This window comes from Geothrix sp. 21YS21S-2 (genome assembly GCF_030846775.1).
GTDB lineage: Bacteria > Acidobacteriota > Holophagae > Holophagales > Holophagaceae > Mesoterricola.
Map to the genome: position 1 here is coordinate 3,346,246 of NZ_CP132910.1, position 21,115 is coordinate 3,367,360.

The window sequence follows — 21,115 nt, forward strand, 5'->3', positions numbered from 1 at the left end:
AGCAACCTCGGGCGGACTGACCCATTCTAAGCTGAAACCAGGTCCATGAGCGTCCTCCAGGCCCGCTCGGGGGTAATGCCGGCCAGGCAGGGGTGCCCTTCCACCGCGCACACGGGCTTGAAACAGGGGGCGCAGGGGATGCCGTCCAGGCGGATGCCGGCGGTCTTCGGGCCCCAGGGCGTGCTGCCTCCGGGGTCCGTGGCTCCGTAGAGGGCCAGGGTCGGGGTGGAGCAGGCGGCGGCCAGATGGCTCAGGCCCGAGTCGTTGCCCAGGGCGGCCCGGGCGCCCCGGAGCCAGGCGGCGGCCTGGACCAGGGACGTGCGGCCGCAGAGGTTGTGGGTGGCGTCCTGGGCGACGAAGTCGCACACGTCGCGCTCGTCGGGGGTGCCCAGGACGGCCACGGCGAACCCATCCAGGCGGGCCAGGCGGGCCAGGTCACGGAAGTGCTCCCGTGGCCAGGCCTTGGAGGGCCAGGTGGAGCCGGGCATGAGGCAGATGTAGGGCTCGGCGGGCAGTTCCACGGTGACGGCCGGGGCGTAGTCCGCGAAGGGCATGGGGGGCAGGTCCGGCCAGCGCCGGGCCAGCACGGCGTGGTAGCGCTCCAGGAAGGGGCCCTGGGCGTCCCAGAAGGGGCCGCTGTGGGTGTTGAAGATCCCTGCGAGGCTCTCGTCCACGCCGATGCGCTCGGGCACGCGGGCGATCCAGGCCGCCAGGGCGGGGCGCAGGGATTTGGGGAAGTGGATGCTCCTGGCGGCCCGGTGTTCCCGGAGAAGGGCGGCCATGGCGAAGGGGCCGGGCTTGCCCCGGTCGGGCACCACGGCATCGGCCAGCTCGTGGCCCTCCACCAGGGAGACGGCGGGGTTGGGACCCCAGACCACGATGGGGCCTGCGCCGACGGTCCGCAGGACGCGGAGCACGGGGAGCTGCATGGCCGCGTCCCCCACGAACCGGGGGAAGCGCACCCAGGTGGCGCCCTGGGGGATCACGCGGGCCCCCGCAGGCGTTCCAGGTGGGGCAGCAGGGAGGCGGGGTCCAGCCGGTCCATGCCGCCCTTCAGGTCGGCCTCGGGGCCGGGATACTGGACCACCTGGACCCGGCGCCCCAGGGGGGCCCAGCGGCTGGGGCCGCGGTTGGAGCTGAGGCCCATGAGGGCGAGCACCGGCACATCCAGGGCCGCGGCCAGCTGGGTGGGACCGGTGGAGGGCCCCAGGAAGGCGTCGCAGGCCGCGATGCGGCCCAGGAGGCCCCGGAGGTCGGTCTTCCCCAGCTTCGAGTCCTCGGGCGGGGCGAGGATCACGGGGTGCCAGCCGGCGGCCTTCAGCACCGGCAGGGCCCGGGCCCACCAGGCTTCGGAGGGGTAGGCCGAGGAGCCCGAACTGCGGGTGGCGATGCCGAGCAGGGGCCGGGGCAGGGTGGCGAACTCGGCCAGGCCCAGGTCCCGCTCCTCCTGCCGGAGCCGGATCCGGGGCGGCGCCGGGAAGCCCCCCTCCCAGCCCCAGGGGCGGAGGAAGTCCAGGACGTTCTGGGCCTCGTGGCGGCCCGTGCCGTTGCGGCCCCTCCAGAGGACGTGGGTGGCGTCGAGGATCTGGCGGCCCCGGCTGCGGGCCACCCGCACCGGGACGCCGGCGGCCCTGGCCGCGGTGATGACGGCCACGTCCCGGTGGCCGAGGTTGAGGACGGCGTCGGGGGCGATCTCCCGCATGAGGGCGGCCAGGTCGGCGTCCGCCTCCCGGATGTGGACGCCCGGGAGGCCCTCCAGGAGCGGGGCCGCATAGGGGGACACCAGCCAGTGCACCTCGGCCTCCGGCATGCGCGAGAGGATGCGCTCCATCACGGGGAGCGAGATGACCACATCGCCGAGGGCGTCCGTCCTGCCGAGAAGAAAGCGCATGATTGGATGGTTCCTCATTCCCCAAGGCTGGTCAACGCTGAGATACTGGGCCCGAGCCTCCGCCCCCCGAAAAGCGAGCCCATGCGCCCTCCCATTTCCCCCAAAACCATCCTGCTGGTCGAGGATGAGGCCAGTTTCCGGGACGTCCTCCAGATGGGACTGGCCCCCCAGGGGTTCGAGACCGTCACCGCCGCGGGGCTGGCCGAGGCCCGGGCGGCCCTGGAGGCCCGCCCCTTCGACGCGGTGGTCTCGGACCTGCGGCTCAAGGACGGCAGCGGCATCGACCTGCTCACCTGGATGAAGGAGCGGGACCTGGACATCCCGGTGGTGATCATGACCGCCTTCGCCACCACCGAGACCACGGTGCGGGCCCTCAACCTGGGCGCGGTGGACTTCCTCACCAAGACCAAGAACGACATCCAGGAGCTGTCCAAGGTCCTGAAGGGGATCTTCTCGGTCTCGGTCTCCCCCGGGCCCGACGTGCGGGACATCGGGGACCTGGTGGGGGTGGGGCCCACCATCCGCAAGGTCCAGGCCCTCGTGGGCAAGATCGCCCGGGCCGACACCACCGTGCTGGTCACGGGGGAGAGCGGCACGGGCAAGGAGATCGTGGCCCGGCTCGTGCACCGCTACTCGGACCGGGCCAAGGGGCCCTTCGTGCCGGTGAACTGCGGGGCCCTTCCCGAGGCGCTGCTGGAATCCGAGCTCTTCGGCTACGAGAAGGGGGCCTTCACGGGAGCCAACCTCACCAAGCGGGGCCTGTTCGAGGAGGCGGAGGGGGGCGTCATCTTCCTGGACGAGATCGGCGAGATTCCGCTGCCCCTGCAGGTCAAGCTCCTGCGCGTCCTCCAGGAGCGGCGGATCCGGCGCGTGGGGGCCAACGAGGAGCGGGCGGTGGACGTCCGGGTCATCGGCGCCACGAACCGGGATCTGCGGGACCGGGCCGAAAAGGGGCTCTTCCGCCAGGACCTCTACTACCGCCTGAACATCCTCCACATCGAGCTGCCCCCGCTGCGGGAGCGCCAGGAGGACCTGCCGGTCCTGGTCGAGCACTTCCTGGCCAAGTTCTGCCGGAAGCTCAACAAGCCGACCATGGGGCTGGGGGAGGAGGCCATGGCGGTCCTGCGGGCCTGCCGGTTCCCCGGCAATGTGCGGGAGCTTGAGAATCTCATGGAACGGTGCGTCGCCCTGAACTCCGGGGGGCCCATCGGCGTGGACCTCTTCCCCGACGACCTGATGTCCCGCAACGCGGGCGGAGGCCCCATGGTGGCCGGGGCCCTGGACATTCCCCCGGGGGGGTTCGACCTGGAGGGCTACCTGGGCGCCCTGAAGGGGCACTTCATGCTCGGTGCCCTGGAGCGGGCGGAGGGCAACAAGACCAAGGCCGCCCGGCTCCTGGGCATGAGCTTCCGTGCCTACCGGTACTGGCTGCAGGAAATGGGAGGCAAGGGGACGCCCGCCCCGGCCTTCCCGGTACCCGAATCCTTCCCCCCCGCGGAGGCCGCGGAAGGCGACGCCAAGGGCGACATTCCCAATGATTTCTTGTAAAATCCTTGACCTGTGGCACACTGGGATGCTTGGACAAGGTCGTCCGGGTTACCCATACTTATCTCTACCCTGGACCTCCCTTCCCCGGAAAGAGACATGAAAAAGAACAAACAAGCTGGCTTCTCGCTGATGGAACTGCTGGTCGCCATGATGATCATGGCCGTCCTCGCCACCATCGGTATCCGGAAGTACCAGGAGTTCTCCGCCAATGCGCGCTACATCAAGGCCCACGACACCGTGAAGACGGTGTCCGAGGGGCTGGACTTCTACTACCTCAAGCATGGGAAGTATCCTGACTTCACAAGCTTCGAAGCGATGGTGGAACCCAACTCGGTGCTGGTGAAGGAGAACAACATTCCCGTGAACGTGGCTTCGACGGACCCCTGGGGCAACCCCTTCGAAGGGAAGTCCGGCAAGGGCGGCTACGAGCTGAAGTGCGCGGGCGACCCGGGCGGCTCCGCCGACCGGCCTCCCTTCACCGCCGAACCCGGCAAGAACACCGGCCCCTCCGGCGCAGCGCCCGCAGGTCCCGAGAAGGAACCCGCGAAATGATTGATCTTTCCCAGCTGCCCCCCGAGGGCGTGAGTGTGGACGGCGTGACCGGCGCCCTGGACCTGGGGGACGGCACGCGCCTGCGCGAAGCCACCTGGCAGGTGCGGGTGATGCCTTCGGACGCGGATTTCTTCCTCGAGGTCAAGGGCGAGGCCACCTGGGAAGGGGGCTGCTCCCGGTGCCTCGAACCCCTGGACCTGGGCATCGAGGTGGAGAGCCAGTTCCTGGGCAGCCGCGACAAGGAGCTCGCCGTGGGCGGGTCCCACGCGCTAGGCAGCCAGGACCTGGACGTGGTCTTCCTGCCCGAGCCGGTCCTGGACGAGGAGGCCCTCGCCCGCGAGCACTTCCTGCTCCACGCCCCCATGCATCCGCTCTGCCGGGAGGACTGCAAGGGCCTCTGCCCGCAGTGCGGCAAGAACTGGAACAAGGGTCCCTGCTCCTGCCACCCCGAGCTGGTGAAGGAACCGGGCGCCCTGGCCAAGGCCCTTTCGGGCCTGAAACTCAACCTGGAAGACGCCTGACCCGGCTTCCTCCCTTTTCCCAAACCGACCACTCTCCGAGGAGTCAACTATGCCGAATCCCAAGCGCCGCCATTCCCGCGCCCGCCGCGACCGCCGCCGCACCCACGATTCCCTCGACACCATGAGCTCGAGCACCTGCCCCAACTGCGGCGTGCCCAAGATGCCCCACCGTGTCTGCCCCTCCTGCGGCTTCTACCGCGGCAAACTGACCGTGCGTCCCGCCCAGACCGTCTGAGGCCAGGGTGGACGCTCCCGCCATCTACCGGATCGCCCTGGACGTGATGGGCGGGGACAACGCCCCCGTCGCCCTTCTCGAAGGGGCCCGGGCGGCGCTGAATGCGCATCCCGAACTCTTCCTCCACCTCGTGGGGGATGAGGACCGGCTGCGCCCCCTGCTGGGCCACTTCGGCCTCAAGGGGGACCTCTCGTCCCGGTTTGCCATCGTCCACGCCGCCAGCGTCGTGGACATGGACGACAAGGCGACGTCCATCCTGAAGGAGAAGAAGGACTCGAGCATCCGCGTCGCGGCTCAGCTCGTGCGGGAGGGCAAGGCGGACGGCGTGGTGTCCATGGGGCACACCGGCGCCGCCATGGTCGCGTCCAAGATGGTCCTGGGCACCCTCCCGGGGGTGGACCGGCCCTGCCTGGCGACCATCCTCCCCAACATGACAGGCCGTCCCACCGTCCTCCTGGACGTCGGGGCGAACATCGACTGCCGGCCGGAGCACATCGCCCAGTTCGCGGTCATGGGATCGGTCTACGCCGAGGAGGTGCTTGGCATCGCCCGGCCCCGCGTGGGCGTCCTGAGCGTGGGCGAGGAGGAGGGCAAGGGCTCCACCACCACCCGGGAGGCGGCCCAGGCCCTCAAGGACATGGACCTCAACTTCACCGGCAACGCCGAGGGGCGCGACATCTGGAACGGCAAGTTCGATGTCATCGCCTGCGACGGCTTCGTGGGCAACGCCCTCCTGAAGTCCGCCGAGGCCCTGGCCGAGGGGCTCATCCAGGGCATGAAGGGGGTCTTCAAGGAGAACCTCCTCACCAAGCTGGGCGCGCTGCTGACCATGAACGGCCTGAAGCGCTTCGCGGCCAGGCTGGACTACGCCGAGTACGGCGGCGCGCCGCTGCTGGGCGTGAAGGGCATCTCCATCATCGGCCACGGCCGTTCCAACTCCAAGGCCGTGCACAGCGCCATCCGCGCCGCGCTCATGGCCTGCGAGCACGGCGTGAACGACCACATCCAGGAGACCCTGGGACGGCTCATGTCCCAGGCTGGCACCCAAGAGACATCCTGAGGCAGGGGTCCCCCCCTGGACAGAACCGCGCTCCCGGATGTCGCCCGCATTCGGGAGCGCATTTTCCGCACGTCCGCACCGTTGGAGCCCCCATGAAATACAAGCGCATCCTCCTGAAGCTCTCCGGCGAGGCCCTCATGGGCGAACAGGGTCACGGCATCGACCCCGAGGTGGTGGCCATGATCGCCGACCAGGTGAAGACCATCCAGGGCCTGGGGGTGGAGGTGGGCCTGGTCATCGGCGGCGGCAACATCTTCCGGGGGGTGGCCGGTGCCACCAAGGGCATGGACCGGGTCACCGCCGACCACATGGGCATGCTCGCCACCATGATCAACGCCCTGGCCCTCCAGGACGCCCTGGAGCAGCACGGCGTGGAGACCCGGGTCATGTCGGGCATCGACGTGCCCAAGGTGGCCGAGAGCTACATCCGCCGCCGGGCCATGCGGCACATGGAGAAGGGCCGGGTCGTGATCTTCGGGGCCGGCACGGGCAACCCCTACTTCTCCACCGATACCGCAGCCGCCTTGCGGGCCAACGAGATCGACGCCGAGGTGGTGATGAAGGCCACCAACGTGGACGGCATCTACACCGCCGATCCCAAGAAGGACGCATCGGCCACCAAGTACGAGCACATCTCCTTCCAGGAGGTCCTGGAGAAGAACCTCAAGGTCATGGACGCCGCGGCCATCTCGCTGTGCCGGGACAACCACCTGCCCATCCTGGTGTTCAACATGAACGTGCCGGGGAACCTGCTGGCCGCGGTCAACGGGGACGTGGTGGGCACGCTCGTGGGGTAGCCATGGACCTCTTCGCCGGCCTTCCCGACACCTCCGTCCTCACCGGCGCCGACCTCACCGAGGGCTACCGGCGCGACGAGTCCCACGTGGTGGGGGACCCGCCCCTGGCGGTGGCCAGGCCCCGCAGCGCCGCGGCCCTGCGGGAGCTGGTGAGGCTGGCCAAGGCGGAAGGGTTCGCCCTGGTGCCCCGGGGCGCGGGGACGGGGAAGGCGGGGGGATGCGTGCCCCTGGGGCGCGCGGTCGTGGTGGACATGGGGGAATTCCCGGGGAGCATCCGGGTGTCGAGGCCGGACCTGGCGCTGTGGGCGCCGGCCAGCGCGATGCTCCGGGACGTGAAGGCCGCGGCCCTGGCCGAGGGCCTCTTCTACCCGCCGGATCCCAATTCCTGGGAGCAGTGCGCCTTTGGGGGCAGCCTCGCCACCAACGCGGGAGGGCCGGGGGCCTGCAAGTACGGCATGACCCGCCACTGGGTGCTGGCCGTCGACGCGCTCATGGAGGACGGGGAGGTGCACACCTTCGGGATCCCCAGCGTGAAGTGCAACGTGGGGCCCAGCCTGGGGCAGCTGCTGGTGGGCAGCGAGGGGATCTTCGGGATCATCACGGGGGCCGCGGTGCGCCTGGTGCCCGCCCCCCGGGAGGGGCTCACCCTGCTGCTGCCCATGGAGCGCTGGCACGAGCTGCTGGACCTGCCGGGGCGCCTGGTGGAGGCCGGGTACCTGCCGTCGGCCTTCGAGTTCTGGGACCCGGCGGTGCTGCGGGACCTGCGTGAGCACGGCCCCGAGGCCGCGCGCCGGATGCCGGGCGAGGCCCTGGCCCTGCTGGAGTTCGACGACCGGGACTGCGGGTCCGAGGCCTTCCTGGAGGGCCTGGTCGAGGCGCTGGGCGATCTGGCCGAGCACCTCCAGTCCGCCACGGACGCGCGCCAGCGGGAGGCCCTGTGGGCGGTGCGGCGCACCACCTCCTCCCACCTCAAGGAGCGGTTCCCGAAAAAGGTCAGCGAGGACATCGTGGTGCCCCGGAGCCGCATCCGGGAGTTCTTCGAGGCGCTGGAGGCCCTGGGGCTGCCCACGGTCACCTACGGCCACCTGGGCGACGGCAACCTGCACGTGAACCTCCTGGCCGCCGGCGAGACGCCGCGTCCCGAACTGGACCGCCAGCTCATGGAGCTGTTCGGCCTGTGCGTGCGGCTGGGGGGCACCCTCAGCGGCGAGCACGGCATCGGGCTCGCCAAGCGCGACGCGTTCCAGCACTTCGCCGATCCCTTCCAGATAGCGGCCCTACGCTCGATCAAACGGGCCCTGGATCCCGTCGGCATCTTCAATCCCGGAAAGGTGGTCCTGCCATGACCCTCATCCTCGGCCACCGCGGCCTCTCCTCCACGCACCTGGAGAACTCCATGACGGCCTTCCGGGCCGCCCTGCAGGCCGGCATGGACGGCTTCGAGCTGGACGTGCAGCCCACCACCGACGGCGTGTGCTGCGTCCTGCACGACGACGACCTGGGGCGCACCGCCAAGGCCGGCGGGGTGCTCCGCAAGCTGCGCGCATCGGAGCTGCCGCCGCTGCGAAACGGCGAACCGGTGCCCCGCCTCTCGGACGTTCTTGAGCTGGATGCGAAGCTGGTGAACGTGGAGCTGAAGGGCGAACCGGGGTGGAAGCAGGCGCTGGCGGCGGTGGAGGCGGCCGAGGCTTTGGACCGGGTCCTCTTCAGCAGCTTCGAGCATAGCGAGGTGCTGCAGCTTTGGGCGGCCTGCCAGGAGGCCCGCTGTGGGTTCCTGTGGGAGACGGACGAGGCGGACGACCTGGACGCGGAGTCCCTGGACGATCTGCCGGAGAAGCTCACCTTCCATGTGCCGCTGGCGTCGGTGAGGAAGCGGCCGGAGTTCTGGAAGGCTTACGCGAAACGATTGGCGCTGTGGGGAATGAAGACCCCTGGCGAGGCCGCGGGGCTGGGGTTCGAGCCGGGCATCCTGATCACGGACGGGGTCTGAACAAGGATGGAATGGATTCAGGCTGAGAGGTTCCGCTGCAGGCGGCCCAGGGCCACGCCGCCCCAGAGCCAGGCTCCGGACACGGCCAGGGCGGCGCCGGCCAGGGGGAGGGAGACGGCGGCCATCAGGGTCGGGGTCCAGGTGCCCAGGAGATCGCCGGCGCGGTAGATGAAGGTGTCGATGAAGGGCTTGGCCTTGTACTTCTCTCCGGGGCCCAGGGGGATGTAGAGGATCTCCCGGGCGGGGCGGTCCACGGCGTAATGGAGGCCCCGGCGCAGCACCTGGAAGAGGGCCAGGGTGCCGAAGGTGGGCAGGGCCCACAGGGCGCCGAAGCCGACGAGGGTGAGGACGGGCATGATGCAGAGCACGACGCGCATGCCGGCGGCCTTGATGAGGCGGCTGGAGAGGAAGACCTGGGTGAAGAGGGTGAGGACGTTCACCCACACGTCCAGGCGGGCGAAGGCGGCGGTGCGGGCGGCGGAGCCGGTGAAGGCCCGGGCCACGATCTGGCCCTGCTGCATGTAGAGGAAGGTGGAGGTGATGGTATAGAGCAGGATGTAGAGGCCGATGAGGGCCAGGTAGGGGGAGCCGGCCAGGAGCCGCAGGCCCTGGAAGAGGCCCGGGCCCGGTTCCCGGGTGGATGGGGCGCCGGCGCCCATGCCGAACCGGGTGGCCAGGGTTCGTACGCACAGGATGGCCAGCTCCAGGCAGAGGATGGTGACCAGGAGCAGGGTGCCGGCATCCACCTTCAGGGTCGTGAGGGCCGCGGTGGCCGAGGCGCCGGCGATGGCCCCCAGGGTGCCGCCCATGGCGATGAAGCCGAAGAGGCGCTTGCCCTGGTCCTGGTCCAGCCCGTCGGTCATGAAGGCCCAGAATACGGACACGGCGAAGAGGTTGAACACGCTGAGCCAGATGTAGAAGGCGTAGCCCAGGCCGGCGCCGCCGTGGCCGGGCAGGAACCGGAACAGGACGTAGAACACGGCCAGCGTGGCGCCGCAGAACCGGTAGGCCATGGGAATGGACCGGCGCCGGGGGAAGCGCGAAACCAGGGCCGAGAAGGCGGGGTTGGCCAGGAACATGAAGGCCATGGTCCCGGTCATGAGCCAGGGCAGCTTGTCGGCGCCCCGGGCGATGCCGAAGGCCTCCCGCATGGGACGGAGGAGGTAGTACCCGAAGAGCAGGAGGAAGAAGTAGGCGGTGGAGAAGAAGAGGACCGCGCCTTCGCCGGGGCGTACCAGGACGAGGCGGGCCAGGATGCGCTGGGGAAGGGAGGGTGCCATGGGGCCTCGAAAGCGGGATTCGCTACTATATAGCTAAACGAGGTATAGTCTTGGACGTTTATTGATCATCACGGGGGCCTCCATGGTTTTGACTCGCCGCACCTTCCTTCAGACCACCGCCGCCGCCGCGGCCGCCGCCGCCCTGGGAACGGACGCCCTCGCGGCACCCGCGCCCGCCAAGGCCGACAAGAAGCTGCCCAAGCCCCTCCGGATCCTCATCCTGGGCGGCACGGGCTTCCTGGGCCCCGCCACCATCGAGGCGGCCCTGGGCCGGGGGCACCAGGTCACCATGTTCAACCGCGGCAAGACGCGGCCCGACCTCTTCCCCGCCGTGGCCCGCCTGCAGGGCGACCGGGACCCGAAGAAGGGCGAGGGGCTCACGTCCCTGGAAAAGGGCGAGTGGGACGTGGTCATCGACAACTCGGCCTACTATCCCCGCCACGTGGCCGCTTCGGCCTCGCTCCTGGCCAAGCGCTGCAAGAGCTACATCATCATCTCCAGCATCTCCGCCTACAAGGAGCCCAATCCCGAGAACGGCACCGAAACGGCGCCCCTGGCTGTCCTGGCCGACCCGGCCGTGGAGGAGATGGGCAAGGAGTACCAGAACTACGGAGGCCTCAAGGCGCTGTGTGAGCAGGCTGCCGAAAAGGCGATGCCCGGCCGTGTGGCCGTTGTGCGCCCGGGCTACATCGTGGGGCCGGACGACGCCTCCGGGCGCTTCGCCTACTGGCCGGTGCGCATGGACCGGGGCGGGGAGATCGCCGTGCCCGGTTCCGCGGACGACCCGGTCCAGATCATCGATGTGCGGGACCTGGGCGCCTGGCTCGTGCGGCTGGCCGAAGATGGAACCACGGGCCTCTTCAACGCCTGCGGTCCCGAGCGCAAGCTGCCCTGGGGCCGCCTGGTGGCCGCCTGCGTCCAGGCCACGCCCGCCAAGTCCACCCTCACGTGGATCCCCACGGAATTCCTCGCCAAGCAGGAGGGCATCGAGTTCCCCATCTGGGCCCCCTATGCGGGCGAGACCAAGGGCTTCCACACCTGGAGCAACGCCCGGGCCGTGGCCGCGGGCCTGCGCTTCAGGCCGTGCGAGGAGACCGCCAAGGATACCCTGGCCTGGTTCAAGACCCAGGAAAAGGTGGAAAAGGGCCGGACCCGTCTGGCCGGGCCCAGCCCTGAAGCGGAAGCGAAGCTCCTTGCCGCCTGGAAGGCGGCAAGGAAATAACTAGAAGGTCACCCGGGCGCCGATGGCGTAGTTCCGGGGCTGGTTGGCCTGGAAGGCCTGGCCGCGCTTGCCGAAGCCCGAGAAGGGCGACGGGCTGGTGTTGGGGGAGCCGTCGCTGTTGATCTTGATCCCGTCGTAGTTGGCGCCGTAGTCGTAGTTGTTCAGCAGGTTCTGGACCGCCAGGTAGGGTTCGATGGTCACGGCCTTGGTGATCTTGAACCGGTGGGCCACCTTGGCGCTGATGTCCAGGTTCCAGCGGCCGTACTCCGTCCCTATGTATTCGATGGGATGGGACTGGTCGAAGCCCCCGGCCGTGCCCAGCTCGTTGTTGTACTGCTGGGTCACGTCATAGGCCTTGCCGCTGTGCCAGGAACCCAGGAACGAGATCATGGTGCCGAAGTCGAACCTGTGGGAGTAGCTGAAGGAGCCCTCGATGCGGTCGGTGCCGGCGCTGATGCGCTCGGAGCTGGTCTTCCAGTTGTACTGGGCGCCCTCGCCGTAGAGGCCGCCGGTGTTGCCCGAGGCGTCGAAGGCGCCTCCGGCGCCGCCCTCCGAGGACTTGGCCTCCTTGAAGGTGATGGAGAAGATGAAGCTGTTGTTGGCGTCGGCGTAGGAATACTTGGCCTGCAGCTGCTTCATGCTGGCGGTCTGGTTGGAGAAGAAGATGGTGTCGCCCAGGTCGTTGCCGTTGGCGTCCAGCTCCACGAGGTTGGGTGCGGACCCGTCGGGGCCGGCCAGCTGCGTGGTGAGGTGGCGGCTCTTGGAGTAGACGAGGGTGACGTCCACGCCGCTGCGGTCGTTGATGCGGTAGGCGAATCCGACATTGAAGGCGTCCGTGGTGGGGTACTGGAAGTCGCTGGAGAGCAGGCTCTTGCCGCCGGTCTCCGGGGTGGCCGTGGCGAGCCAGCCGTTCACGGTGTTCCGGAAGTAGTCCCGGAGCCCGCCCACGTTGTTCGCGTAGTTGTAGGGCGTCAGGTCCACGGGCAGGACGATGTTGTGGCCGTTGACCTGCCCGATGACGCTGCCCGCGCTGAAGTTCGTCACGTTGCCCGAACTGAAGGGCGTGATGTGGTTGTAGGCGAAGGCGGCGGAGTTCCGGGCGCGGATGGGAAGGCCGTTGGACAGGTTGGAGAGGCCCCGGCTGAAGCCGGTGACGTTGTCGATCACCTGGGCGACGAAACGCCCGGCGCCGAACTTGATCACGAGCTTGTCATCGCCGTAGGGGCGGTAGAGGGCCTGGAGGCGGGGCTCGAAGTATTTCTTGCCCGTGGGGGCGCTGCCGTCCATGCCGGACAGGATCGGGTTGTACTGGTGGATGTAGGAGTAGATGTCGGAATACCGGTCCTTCAGGTAGTCCAGCTGGGTGTCCCAGTCCAGGCGGGCGCCGAAATAGACGCTCCAGTTCGGGTTGATGGTCCAGTCGTCCTGCAGGTAGATGCCGTACTGCTTGTAGTCGATGCCCTTCTGGAGGCCGTTGGCCACGAAGGCGACGGCCACCACGTTCTGGTTGGCCGAGACGGTGCTGTTCCAGCCGGTCTTGTAGTTGATGACCTGGCCCGTGACCGGGTCCACGCCCTCCACCACCATGCGGTAGAGGCCGGTCTCGCCGAAGAACAGCTGCTGGTCCGCGTAGGTGGTGCGCTGGTAGTCGATGCCGCCCTTGATCGTGTGGGACCCCGTGATCCAGGTGAGCTCGTTCTTCCATTCCCCGCGCTTGATGCCGGTGTTCTGCAGGGCGTTGGGGTCGATGCCGCCCCAGCCCCAGTTCTGGGCGTCGGTGCGGTGCCCCGGGAAGCCGGCGGGGATCACGGCGCTGTAGCTGCCGCTGTTCACGTAGTCCAGGACGGCCGCGGGCGAGCCGTTGCCCGGCGCGCCCTGGGAGTCGGGCGAGATGAAGTTGGCGTAGCTGAAGTAGCTGTAGTGGCTCTCCAGCACCAGGTTGGAATTGATGTTCCAGGTCCACCGCGCGCCGGCGGCCCAGGTGAGGTCCCGGTCGGTGCCCAGGGCCGAGGGGGCGATGTTGCCGGCGAAGGAGGTGGTGCGGGGGAAGCCCTGGTGGGCGATCTTGTCCTGGCTGGTGCCGTAGTTGAGGCTGAGGTTCTGGTCCTGGGAGATGTTCCAGTCCAGCTTGGCGTAGACGGTGCGCTTCAGGCTCTCCTGCCGGGTGCCGCCCAGCTCGGGGTAAAGGCTGAGGGCGTAGGGCTGGAAGGGGAAGGAGGCGTCCGTGGACTGCTGGCGCTCGGCCGAGACCATGTAGAAGAGCTTGTCCTTGAGGATGGGGCCGGAGACCGTGAAGGCGTAGCTGCCCTTGGTGTTGTCGTTCTTGGTGCCCTCGTCGGTGACCCGGGCCCGCATGGACTGGTTGGTGTACTGGGCCGAGAGCAGGCCGGTGAAGTCGTTGGTGCCGGACTTGGTCACCACGTTGAAGAAGCCGGCGGTGGACCGGCCGAATTCGGCCTTGTACTGGTTGGTCACCACCTGGAACTCGGCGATGGCGTCGATGGGAACCGACAGAACGTAGCCGCCCACGTCGGTGGAGTTGTTGTCGGCGCCGTCGACCGCGAAACTGGTGCCGCGGCCCATGCCGTCGCCGGTGGTGATGTAGGAGAAGGCCTTCTTGGTGGGGTCCACCTGCGACCCGGAGACGATCTGCACGCCCGGGGCCAGCAGGGCGGCCTGGTTGATGTCCCGGCTCACGATGGGCAGGGAGCTGATGACGTCCTGGCCCACCGTGGTGCCCATCTGGGCGGAGGAGGTGTCGATGGCTTCGGCCTGGGCGGAGGTGGCGAGGATCTCCACCGTGGCTCCGGCCTGGGCCGTCGGCCACTTGAGGAAGTTGGCGAAGGTGTCCTGGCCCAGGACGACGGTGGCCTGGCTCCTGTAGGACTGGCCGCCCTGGGCGTAGGTGATCTGGTACTCGCCCAGGGGAAGGGCCACGAATGCGAAGAGACCGCTGGCGTCGGTGGCGCCGGACCTCACGAAGGAGGTCCGGGGGTTCGTGATGGTGACGATCACGCCCGACTTCGGGTTGCCCTTGGTGTCGGCGACCCGGCCCTTCAGGGCGCCGGTGGCCTGCTGGGCAAGGAGGGGGGCGCCGGCGACGAGCGCCAGGGCGGCGAAACGTATGTAACGGGGGAGTGCGCTCATGGCGATGGTCTCCAGGGTGGCGGAAGCGCCGTCGAGAAAACGTGTGCTGAAACACCTTCCTCTCGACATGGAAGGATCCCTGCCCCGAGGGGACAGGGATGACCGGTGAGGGCGGGGACAGGGATGGGGAGCCAATGCATCGAATGCATATGTAAAAAACGAAGCTAAAATGAATCCGACCGCGGTCATTGGCAAGGGGGCGATCGAAAAAAAGTTAAAAACACGGGAACTTTTATATTTATTCAAGCACTTTGGCCAATTTTTATTAGGGAATCATCCCGTTTCCCCCTGGATACGTATTCACGACCCTTCGGTATGGAATAAATCGGCAGGAAATAAATTCGTCGGGGAACTCCGGGAACCTTCCCGGGATCCCGGACACCTTTCCTTTTGACACGGGTTCCACCCGGAAAACGGCTGACTGGCTCCCAGCCGCGGAAGGAATGGACCCGTTGCCCGAGAGAACAGGAAAAAGGCCCCTGCGCAACCAGGGGCCTTTCGTTCGTTCAGTTCACGGGGTCCGTGACGTAGAGGTCCGAAGTCAGCACTCTGACGAAGGAGTAGGCCAGGGAACGGCCGTCGGGGGTGATGGCCACCCCCTTCAGCTGCCCCACACCGGAGCGGTCCGAGGGACCGGCGTCCGTCCATGGGGTCCGGCGGCCGGTCGCCAAGTCCAGACGGACGATGCGCGCCGGAAGGGCCGAGAGGTCCGCAAGGAAGATGGAATCGCCCGAGGCGTGCCACTGGATGGGAACGTCGGCCTCGCCGAGGCCGCCCAGGTCCTGGAGGCGGCGGCCGTCCAGCGAGGATATGACCAGGTGGCCCTTCAGGGGACCCAGGGCCACCTTGGCGCCGTCGGGGGCGACCACGCAGAAGGCCTCCGGGGCGAGGGCGCCGGGCCAGGGCCGCGCCGGACCGCCGGCCACGTCCTGGGTGTAGCCCCGGAAGACCCCATCGGGCCCGGTGCCGCCCATGAGCACCTGGCGGTCCCCGTCCACGAACACGGCCCAGTCGGCCCGGATGTCGCGGGCCAGGGGCCTGGGGGCGCCAGGGCCGGCGGGGAGGAGGGCGAGAGTCTTTCCGGCGTCATTGGAAAGGACGGTGGCCCAGCGGCCGTCCCGGGAAAGGCTCAGGGGGTCCCCGTCGCCCAGGCGCACGGCATCCGCGCCGTCGGTTCGCCGCAGGTAGGCCCCGCCGGGACCGGAGCCCTCCAGGGTCTCCCCGATGAGCACACGGCTGCCGTCCGGGGAGAGGTCCGCCAGGATGGAGGTGTGCAGCCAGGAAAGGTCGCGGTCCACGCGGTCGCCGGGGCCCCGGAACAGGAGGGTGGTCTTGTCCACGGACTGGTCCACCAGCAGGCGGCCGGTGCGGGAGATGTCCTGGACGTTCATGCGTCCCAGGACGGTGTCCAGGATGCGCTGCCGGCCGCCCAGGGTCACCGAGCGCAGGTCCCGGCGGTCATCGGGGTGCCGGTAGGTGAAGAAGATGCGCCGGCCGTCCGGGGACCACTGGAGGGAGTCGCACCCGCCCTCCACGAGGACCGTTCGGTGCCCCTCCAGATCCACCACGGACAGCGATTCCCGGCCGATGCCCAGGTGTTCCAGGAAGGCCACCCGGTCGCCCCTGGGACTGACCCTGGGGCAGTCGAGGATGTAGGGGGTGACGGGGGGGCCGTCATAGAGCCGGTGGCCGATGGGGTAGTCCAGGACGAACTGGCCCTTGGGGCCCGCCCGCACCACCGCCATGGACTGGCCGTCGGGGCCCCAGTCCGCTGCGAAGACGTTCTCCAGCAGTTCGCGGGGAGCGCCGCCGGAGAGGGGGGCCAGGGCCAGGGTGCCCTCGGCCGCGCCCTGTTTGCGGAAGAGCAGGGCCATCTCGCCGGTGGCGGAGATGGAGAGGATGCGGGTGCCGGGAGGCAGCCCCAGCGGGCGCGCGCCCACGCCGTCGGTTCGGCCCACCATGAGCTGGGCGGGCTGGCCGTCGTTGGCCAGCCCGAATACGAAGGTCTGGCCGTCGGGAGAGAAGCGTGCCCCCTCCATGACGCCCCGGCGATAGGTGAGGCGGTGGTAGACCACGGGTTCGGCCGCGGTGCCGCGGCGGCCGGCGGCGAACGCCAGGGCCGCCAGGGCCAGGACGCCGGCGGCCAGGGCCGTGCGGAGGGCCCAGGGGGGCAGGGGCCGAAGGCGCGGCCGGAGGAGGATGGCCGATTGCGGAAGCGAGGCGCCCTCCAGGGCGAAGACCAGGTCCGTGGCGGACTGGAAGCGCCGCCGTGGATCCTTTTCCAGACAGCGGAGGAGCGTACGCTCCAGCACGGGGGGCAGGCCGGAACCCAGGGCCGGGGGGTCCTCCTTCAGGATGGCGTGCATGGTCTCCGCCATGGAGGGGCGGCGGAAGGGGGGCGTGCCGGTGACCAGCTCGAAGAGGATGATGCCGAAGGAGAAGAGATCGGACCGGTGGTCCACGGACCAGCCGTTGACCTGCTCGGGGGACATGTACCCGGCGGTGCCCATCAGGGTGCCTGCCTGGGTGAAGGCCTGGGAGGCGCGCCATTCACGGGTCTCGTCCGGATCGCCGGAGGGGTGGGCCAGGAGCTTGGCCAGGCCGAAATCCAGGATCTTCACGAGGCCGTCGGGGTCCACGAAGATGTTCTCGGGCTTCAGGTCCCGGTGGATGATCTTCTTCTCGTGGGCAACCGCCAGGCCCCGCGCCACCTGCACGGCGATGGCCAGCGCCCGGCGGACGCCAAGGGGCGGGCCGTCCAGGAGTTCCCGCAGATTCCGGCCTGAAAGAAGCTCCATGACGATGTACGGGGCGCCGTCCACCATGCCGGTGTCGTACACCTGGAGGATGTTGGGGTGGTTGAGCAGGGCCACGGAGCGGGCCTCCTGCTCGAAGCGCCGGAGCTGGTCCGGGTCGGCGGCGAAGGCGGGCTGGAGCACCTTGATGGCCACGTCCCGCTCCAGGCGCGGATCCCGGGCCCGGTAGACCTCGCCCATGCCGCCGGCGCCGATGGGGGCGAGCAGTTCGTAGGGACCGAGGAGGGTTCCGGGCGGGAGGCTCATGGGAGGATCTTCAATCTACCAGCAAACGCGGGTCGATCCCCAATGACTGGAGCAGGTCGCCGATGAAATAGAGGGAGCCCGAAACCAGGCGGGGAATGGCTTCGGGGGCCCTGAGCCGGGCCGCGGCCTGGGCGATGTCCAGCACCTCGCAGCCTTCGCCCCACACGGCGCGAAGGGCCTGGGAGGTTGCGTAGCGGGGGTTCTCACCGCGCACGAGGGTGACCCGGGCCGGGCGCATGCGGGCCAGCTCGTCCCGCATGCCGGCCAGGTCCTTGTCGCCCATGGCGCTGAAGTAGAGGTGGGGGCTTACCCCGGTGGCCACCGCGTGGTCGGCCAGGCGCTTGGCGCCGTCCAGGTTGTGGGCGCCGTCCATGGTCACGCCGGGCAGGCCGGGCACGGCCCAGAGCCGGCCGGGCCAGGCGGTGCGGCCGATGCCCTCCCAGGCCCTGGCCTCGGGCAGGCCGAGGCGGCGGAGCACCTCCCAGGCGGTGGCGAGGTTCTCCAGCTGGTGGGCGCCGGCCAGCGGGATGCGGTGGCCCTCCACGAGGCTGTGGTCCCAGGCCAGGGTCTGGGCGGCCATGGCCGGGGCGGGGTACAGGATGGGGCGGCATTCCAGCAGGGGCCACACCCATGCGGGATCCAGGCGCGGACCGAGGACCAGGGGGCGGCCTTGGCGGGCTGCGCAGAGCTTCTCCCGGGCGATGGCCTCCCGGGTGGGACCCAGGTACTGCATGTGATCCAGCTCGACGTTGGTCAGCACGGTGATCAGGGGATCGGACGCGTTGGTGGCGTCCCAGCGGCCGCCCATGCCTACCTCCACCACGGCGATGTCCACGGCGGCCTCCCGGAAGGCCAGGAAGGCGGACGCAATCATCAGCTCGAAATAGGTCGCCTGGATGCCCAGGGCCGCTTCGGCCTTGAAAGCGTCGGTCAGGAGCGCGTCCAGGTGGGCGGCTTCCAGACCGGCGCCATCGATCCAGATGCGCTCACCCGGGGACACCAGGTGGGGGGAGGTGGTCCACCCGGCCCGCAGGCCGCAGGCGCGCAGCGCGTTGACCAGGAAGGCGCCGGTGGAGCCCTTGCCGTTGGTGCCGGCCACCAGGATCACGGGGCAGCACCGCTCGGGGCGGCCCAGGCGGGCCAGCAGGCCCCTCGGATTCTCCAGGCCGCACTTGATGCCCCAGTGCCCGCGAGCCTCGAGCATCCGCAGGCGGGCCAGGTCACCCATGAGGATCGGTCATCCAGTCCAGGGCCGTGGCCACGAATTCCCGCAGGCGGTCCCGGGGCACCACCTTGTCCACCATGCCGTGGGCCTGGAGGAACTCGGAGCGCTGGAAGCCTTCGGGGAGGGTCTGCTTGATGGTCTGTTCGATGACCCGCGGGCCTGCGAACCCGATGAGGGCCTTGGGCTCGGCGATGTTCAGGTCGCCCAGCATGGCGTAGCTGGCGCTGACGCCGCCGGTGGTGGGGTCGGTGAGGATGGAGAGGTAGGGCAGGCCCGCGGAGTCCAGCCGGGCCAGGGCCGCGCTCACCTTGGCCATCTGCATGAGGGAGAGGGCCCCCTCCTGCATGCGGGCCCCGCCCGAACAGCTGACGATGATGAAGGCGCAGCGCTTCCCGAGGGCCCGTTCCGCGCCCAGGCGGAGCTTCTCGCCCACCACGCTGCCCATGCTGGCGGCGAGGAAGTCCCAGTCCATGACGCCCATGACGACGGGGTGGCCCTTGAGGGTCCCCTCCACCACGAGCACGGCGTCGTGGTCGTGGCCCAGGCCGTGGAGCTTCTTGAGCTGGTCGGCGTAGGGCTTGGCGGCGGAGAATTTCAGGGGGTCGCCGCTGCGGAGTTCCCCGAAAAGCTCCTCGTAGCCGGGGTCCATGACGGACTCAAGGCGCTCGGCGACGCCGATGCGGAAGTGGTAGCCGCACTTGGGACAGACGTTGCGGGTGTTGGCGAGTTCGGCGCGGTAGATCAGCTCACGGCAGGCGTCGCACTTGATCCACAACCCTTCGGGAACCCGGACGGTGCGCTCCTCGACCGCGGTCTTCTGCTGACGCTTCTTGATGAACCAGGACATCGCACCCCCGGACGAGAACCTTAACGGCTTCCCGGCCCCTTTTTCAAGCCTTCGAAGATGCGGTCCAGCTCCGCTTCGCTGCCGTAGTGGATCTGGAGCGATCCGCCCTTGCCCCTGGGCTTGATCTCCACGCGGGTGCGCCAGGCCTGGGTGAGCTCCTCGGCCGCGGCTTTGATGAATACGGCATGAGGATGGTGGTGCCGCCGGGCCTTGCCCTTCACGGTGCGGGCGAGCTTGTGCACCCGGGCCTCCAGGGCCCGGACGCTGAGCTGCTTGTCCACGATCTCGTCGGCGAGCTGGTCCAGGACCCGGGCGTCGTCGACGCCCAGCAGCACCTTGGCGTGGCCGGTGGAGAGCTTGGCGAAGGACACCATTTCCTGGATGCGCGTGGGCAGGCGCAGGAGGCGCAGGGTGTTGGCCACCTGGGGGCGGGATTTGCCCACCCGGTCGGCCACTTGCTCCTGGGTGAGGCGAAGGTGCTCGCCCAGCTGGAAGTAGGCCTTGGCCTCCTCGATGGGATTCAGTTCCTGGCGCTGGATGTTCTCCACCAGGGCGAATTCCAGCAGGCGGTCGTCGGGGACGTCCTTGATGACCACCGGGACGGTGGCCAGGCCGGCCCTCTTGGCGGCGCGCCACCGGCGCTCGCCGGCGATGATCTCGTAGCGGTCGCCCACCTTGCGGGCGACGATGGGCTGCACCATGCCGTGCGTCTTGAGGCTGGCGGCCAGATCGTCGAGCAGCGCCTCGTCGAAGTGGAGGCGGGGCTGGTGGCGGTTGGCCACCAGGGAGCCCACGGGCACCTCGCGGTTGCTGGTGTCCTCGGGAGCCAGCTGGCTCATGAGGGAGGTGAGGCCCCGGCCCAGGGCGGGTCGTTTGGGGGTGGTCATGCGGGTCCTCGCGGGATGAGGGGTTCTTCGATCCCCAGCCACTCCTTGGCCAGATTCAGGTAGGCCTGCGCCCCCTTGGAACGGAGGTCGTAGAAGGCCACGGGCTTGCCGTGGCTGGGCGCCTCGGCCAGGCGGATGTTGCGGGGGATCTGGGTCTGGAAGACCTTGCCGGGGAAGGCTGCGCGCACTTCCGAGGCGACCGCCGAGCCCAGGTTGGTGCGCTCCTCGGCCATGGTCAGGAGGATGCCGCCCAGCTTGAGGGCGGGGTTGGGCCCGGCCTGGATGCGGCGGATGGTCTCCACCAGCTCGGCCAGCCCGTCCATGGCGAGGAACTCGCAGGGCATGGGGATGATCACCTCGTCCGCGGCCGTCAGCGCGTTGAGCGTGATCATGCCGAGGCTGGGCGGGGGATCGATGAGGATGTAGTCGTACTTCCCGAGGACGGGCTTCAGGGCCCGGCGCAGCACCTGGAGCTCGGGCAGCTCGAAGAGCTCGAATTCCAGCTGGGCCAGGTCCTTGCCCGCGGGCACCACCTGGAGCATGGGCACCTCGGTGGTCAGGACCAGGGCCTCAACCGGCGCGCCCTTCATGAGGGCGTACGAACCCGCGCGGTGGTCGGGCTTGGGGAAGCCCAGACCCGTGGTGCTGTGGCCCTGGGGGTCGAAGTCCACCAGGAGCACGAGCTTTTCCATCATGGCCAGGGATGCGGCCAGATTGATGGCGGACGTCGTCTTGCCGACGCCGCCCTTCTGATTGGCCAACGCGATGATCCTGGCGGTCATGACAGGACCTCGGCGGCGGGGTTCGGGATTGGGGGCACCTGGGAAACCTCTGCGTGGAACAACGAAAAG

Annotated in this window: 18 protein-coding genes; 9 read left to right on the top strand and 9 right to left on the bottom strand. The window is 69.2% G+C overall.

Annotation, left to right across the window (positions count from 1 at the left end; all coding sequences use genetic code 11):
* Window positions 1-26: 26 nt before the first annotated feature.
* Both RAH40_RS14715 and RAH40_RS14720 read right to left on the bottom strand, forming a co-directional pair.
* Window positions 27-986: a glycosyltransferase family 9 protein gene (locus RAH40_RS14715; protein WP_306598318.1), complete on the bottom strand. Its 960-nt coding sequence runs from the start codon at window positions 984-986 to the stop codon at window positions 27-29.
* Entirely contained in the window at window positions 983-1,891 is a 909-nt protein-coding gene (locus RAH40_RS14720) for a glycosyltransferase family 9 protein (protein ID WP_306598319.1), read from the bottom strand. The genes RAH40_RS14715 and RAH40_RS14720 overlap by 4 nt, the downstream gene beginning before the upstream one ends.
* An 81-nt stretch (window positions 1,892-1,972) precedes the next feature.
* On the opposite strand from RAH40_RS14720, the gene RAH40_RS14725 reads away from it, so the two are divergent.
* The 8 genes from RAH40_RS14725 (at window position 1,973) to RAH40_RS14760 (ending at window position 8,594) form a co-directional block, all read left to right on the top strand.
* On the top strand, window positions 1,973-3,439 hold the full coding sequence (locus RAH40_RS14725; RefSeq protein WP_306598320.1) for a sigma-54 dependent transcriptional regulator: 1,467 nt from the start codon (window positions 1,973-1,975) through the stop codon (window positions 3,437-3,439).
* Window positions 3,440-3,535: 96 nt separating this feature from the next.
* On the top strand, window positions 3,536-3,991 hold the full coding sequence (locus RAH40_RS14730) for a type II secretion system protein (RefSeq protein ID WP_306598321.1): 456 nt from the start codon (window positions 3,536-3,538) through the stop codon (window positions 3,989-3,991).
* The gene (locus RAH40_RS14735; protein WP_306598322.1) at window positions 3,988-4,512 is read left to right on the top strand and encodes a DUF177 domain-containing protein; all 525 of its coding nucleotides are present in this window, start codon (window positions 3,988-3,990) and stop codon (window positions 4,510-4,512) included. Before RAH40_RS14730 ends, RAH40_RS14735 begins: the two co-directional genes overlap by 4 nt.
* A 49-nt stretch (window positions 4,513-4,561) precedes the next feature.
* Window positions 4,562-4,747: a 50S ribosomal protein L32 gene (gene rpmF / locus RAH40_RS14740; RefSeq protein WP_306598323.1), complete on the top strand. Its 186-nt coding sequence runs from the start codon at window positions 4,562-4,564 to the stop codon at window positions 4,745-4,747.
* A gap of 7 nt (window positions 4,748-4,754) precedes the next feature.
* Complete coding sequence (plsX, locus tag RAH40_RS14745) at window positions 4,755-5,807, top strand: phosphate acyltransferase PlsX (protein ID WP_306598324.1); 1,053 nt, start codon at window positions 4,755-4,757, stop codon at window positions 5,805-5,807.
* A gap of 92 nt (window positions 5,808-5,899) precedes the next feature.
* On the top strand, window positions 5,900-6,604 hold the full coding sequence (gene pyrH / locus RAH40_RS14750; RefSeq protein WP_306598325.1) for a UMP kinase: 705 nt from the start codon (window positions 5,900-5,902) through the stop codon (window positions 6,602-6,604).
* Between the two features lie 2 nt (window positions 6,605-6,606).
* Window positions 6,607-7,950 carry an FAD-binding oxidoreductase gene (locus RAH40_RS14755; protein ID WP_306598326.1) on the top strand — a complete coding sequence of 448 codons (1,344 nt, stop codon included), beginning with the start codon at window positions 6,607-6,609 and terminating at the stop codon, window positions 7,948-7,950.
* Complete coding sequence (locus RAH40_RS14760; protein ID WP_306598327.1) at window positions 7,947-8,594, top strand: glycerophosphodiester phosphodiesterase family protein; 648 nt, start codon at window positions 7,947-7,949, stop codon at window positions 8,592-8,594. The genes RAH40_RS14755 and RAH40_RS14760 overlap by 4 nt, the downstream gene beginning before the upstream one ends.
* Before the next feature lie 17 nt (window positions 8,595-8,611).
* On the opposite strand, the gene RAH40_RS14765 is transcribed toward RAH40_RS14760, so the two are convergent.
* Window positions 8,612-9,874 (bottom strand): NTP/NDP exchange transporter, encoded by a 1,263-nt coding sequence (locus tag RAH40_RS14765; RefSeq protein WP_306598328.1) that lies wholly within the window; start codon window positions 9,872-9,874, stop codon window positions 8,612-8,614.
* An 82-nt stretch (window positions 9,875-9,956) separates the two neighbouring features.
* Between RAH40_RS14765 and RAH40_RS14770 the strand changes: the two genes are divergently transcribed.
* Entirely contained in the window at window positions 9,957-11,096 is a 1,140-nt protein-coding gene (locus tag RAH40_RS14770) for an NAD-dependent epimerase/dehydratase family protein (protein ID WP_306598329.1), read from the top strand.
* Here the strand turns inward: RAH40_RS14770 and RAH40_RS14775 are convergent, their stop codons facing one another.
* The 6 genes from RAH40_RS14775 to RAH40_RS14800 form a co-directional block, all read right to left on the bottom strand.
* Window positions 11,097-14,243, bottom strand: coding sequence for a TonB-dependent receptor (locus RAH40_RS14775; protein ID WP_306598330.1), 3,147 nt, complete (start codon window positions 14,241-14,243; stop codon window positions 11,097-11,099).
* Between the two features lie 506 nt (window positions 14,244-14,749).
* Complete coding sequence (locus tag RAH40_RS14780; protein WP_306598331.1) at window positions 14,750-17,305, bottom strand: serine/threonine-protein kinase; 2,556 nt, start codon at window positions 17,303-17,305, stop codon at window positions 14,750-14,752.
* 10 nt (window positions 17,306-17,315) lie between these two features.
* Window positions 17,316-18,533, bottom strand: coding sequence for a folylpolyglutamate synthase/dihydrofolate synthase family protein (locus RAH40_RS14785; RefSeq protein ID WP_306598332.1), 1,218 nt, complete (start codon window positions 18,531-18,533; stop codon window positions 17,316-17,318).
* Complete coding sequence (gene accD / locus RAH40_RS14790) at window positions 18,526-19,377, bottom strand: acetyl-CoA carboxylase, carboxyltransferase subunit beta (RefSeq protein ID WP_306598333.1); 852 nt, start codon at window positions 19,375-19,377, stop codon at window positions 18,526-18,528. The genes RAH40_RS14785 and accD overlap by 8 nt, the downstream gene beginning before the upstream one ends.
* Before the next feature lie 20 nt (window positions 19,378-19,397).
* Window positions 19,398-20,264 (bottom strand): ParB/RepB/Spo0J family partition protein, encoded by an 867-nt coding sequence (locus RAH40_RS14795; protein WP_306598334.1) that lies wholly within the window; start codon window positions 20,262-20,264, stop codon window positions 19,398-19,400.
* On the bottom strand, window positions 20,261-21,046 hold the full coding sequence (locus tag RAH40_RS14800; RefSeq protein WP_306598335.1) for a ParA family protein: 786 nt from the start codon (window positions 21,044-21,046) through the stop codon (window positions 20,261-20,263). Before RAH40_RS14800 ends, RAH40_RS14795 begins: the two co-directional genes overlap by 4 nt.
* Window positions 21,047-21,115 lie beyond the last annotated feature (69 nt).

Bases quoted from the DNA above. Each gene is read 5' to 3' on its own strand.
- RAH40_RS14720 (WP_306598319.1), bottom strand. From the start codon at position 1,891: ATGCGCTTTCTTCTCGGCAGGACGGACGCCCTCGGCGATGTGGTCATC.
- RAH40_RS14725 (WP_306598320.1), top strand. From the start codon at position 1,973: ATGCGCCCTCCCATTTCCCCCAAAACCATCCTGCTGGTCGAGGATGAG.
- RAH40_RS14730 (WP_306598321.1), top strand. From the start codon at position 3,536: ATGAAAAAGAACAAACAAGCTGGCTTCTCGCTGATGGAACTGCTGGTC.
- RAH40_RS14735 (WP_306598322.1), top strand. From the start codon at position 3,988: ATGATTGATCTTTCCCAGCTGCCCCCCGAGGGCGTGAGTGTGGACGGC.
- rpmF (WP_306598323.1), top strand. From the start codon at position 4,562: ATGCCGAATCCCAAGCGCCGCCATTCCCGCGCCCGCCGCGACCGCCGC.
- pyrH (WP_306598325.1), top strand. From the start codon at position 5,900: ATGAAATACAAGCGCATCCTCCTGAAGCTCTCCGGCGAGGCCCTCATG.
- RAH40_RS14755 (WP_306598326.1), top strand. From the start codon at position 6,607: ATGGACCTCTTCGCCGGCCTTCCCGACACCTCCGTCCTCACCGGCGCC.
- RAH40_RS14760 (WP_306598327.1), top strand. From the start codon at position 7,947: ATGACCCTCATCCTCGGCCACCGCGGCCTCTCCTCCACGCACCTGGAG.
- RAH40_RS14765 (WP_306598328.1), bottom strand. From the start codon at position 9,874: ATGGCACCCTCCCTTCCCCAGCGCATCCTGGCCCGCCTCGTCCTGGTA.
- RAH40_RS14770 (WP_306598329.1), top strand. From the start codon at position 9,957: ATGGTTTTGACTCGCCGCACCTTCCTTCAGACCACCGCCGCCGCCGCG.
- RAH40_RS14775 (WP_306598330.1), bottom strand. From the start codon at position 14,243: ATGAGCGCACTCCCCCGTTACATACGTTTCGCCGCCCTGGCGCTCGTC.
- RAH40_RS14780 (WP_306598331.1), bottom strand. From the start codon at position 17,305: ATGAGCCTCCCGCCCGGAACCCTCCTCGGTCCCTACGAACTGCTCGCC.
- RAH40_RS14785 (WP_306598332.1), bottom strand. From the start codon at position 18,533: ATGGGTGACCTGGCCCGCCTGCGGATGCTCGAGGCTCGCGGGCACTGG.
- accD (WP_306598333.1), bottom strand. From the start codon at position 19,377: ATGTCCTGGTTCATCAAGAAGCGTCAGCAGAAGACCGCGGTCGAGGAG.
- RAH40_RS14795 (WP_306598334.1), bottom strand. From the start codon at position 20,264: ATGACCACCCCCAAACGACCCGCCCTGGGCCGGGGCCTCACCTCCCTC.
- RAH40_RS14800 (WP_306598335.1), bottom strand. From the start codon at position 21,046: ATGACCGCCAGGATCATCGCGTTGGCCAATCAGAAGGGCGGCGTCGGC.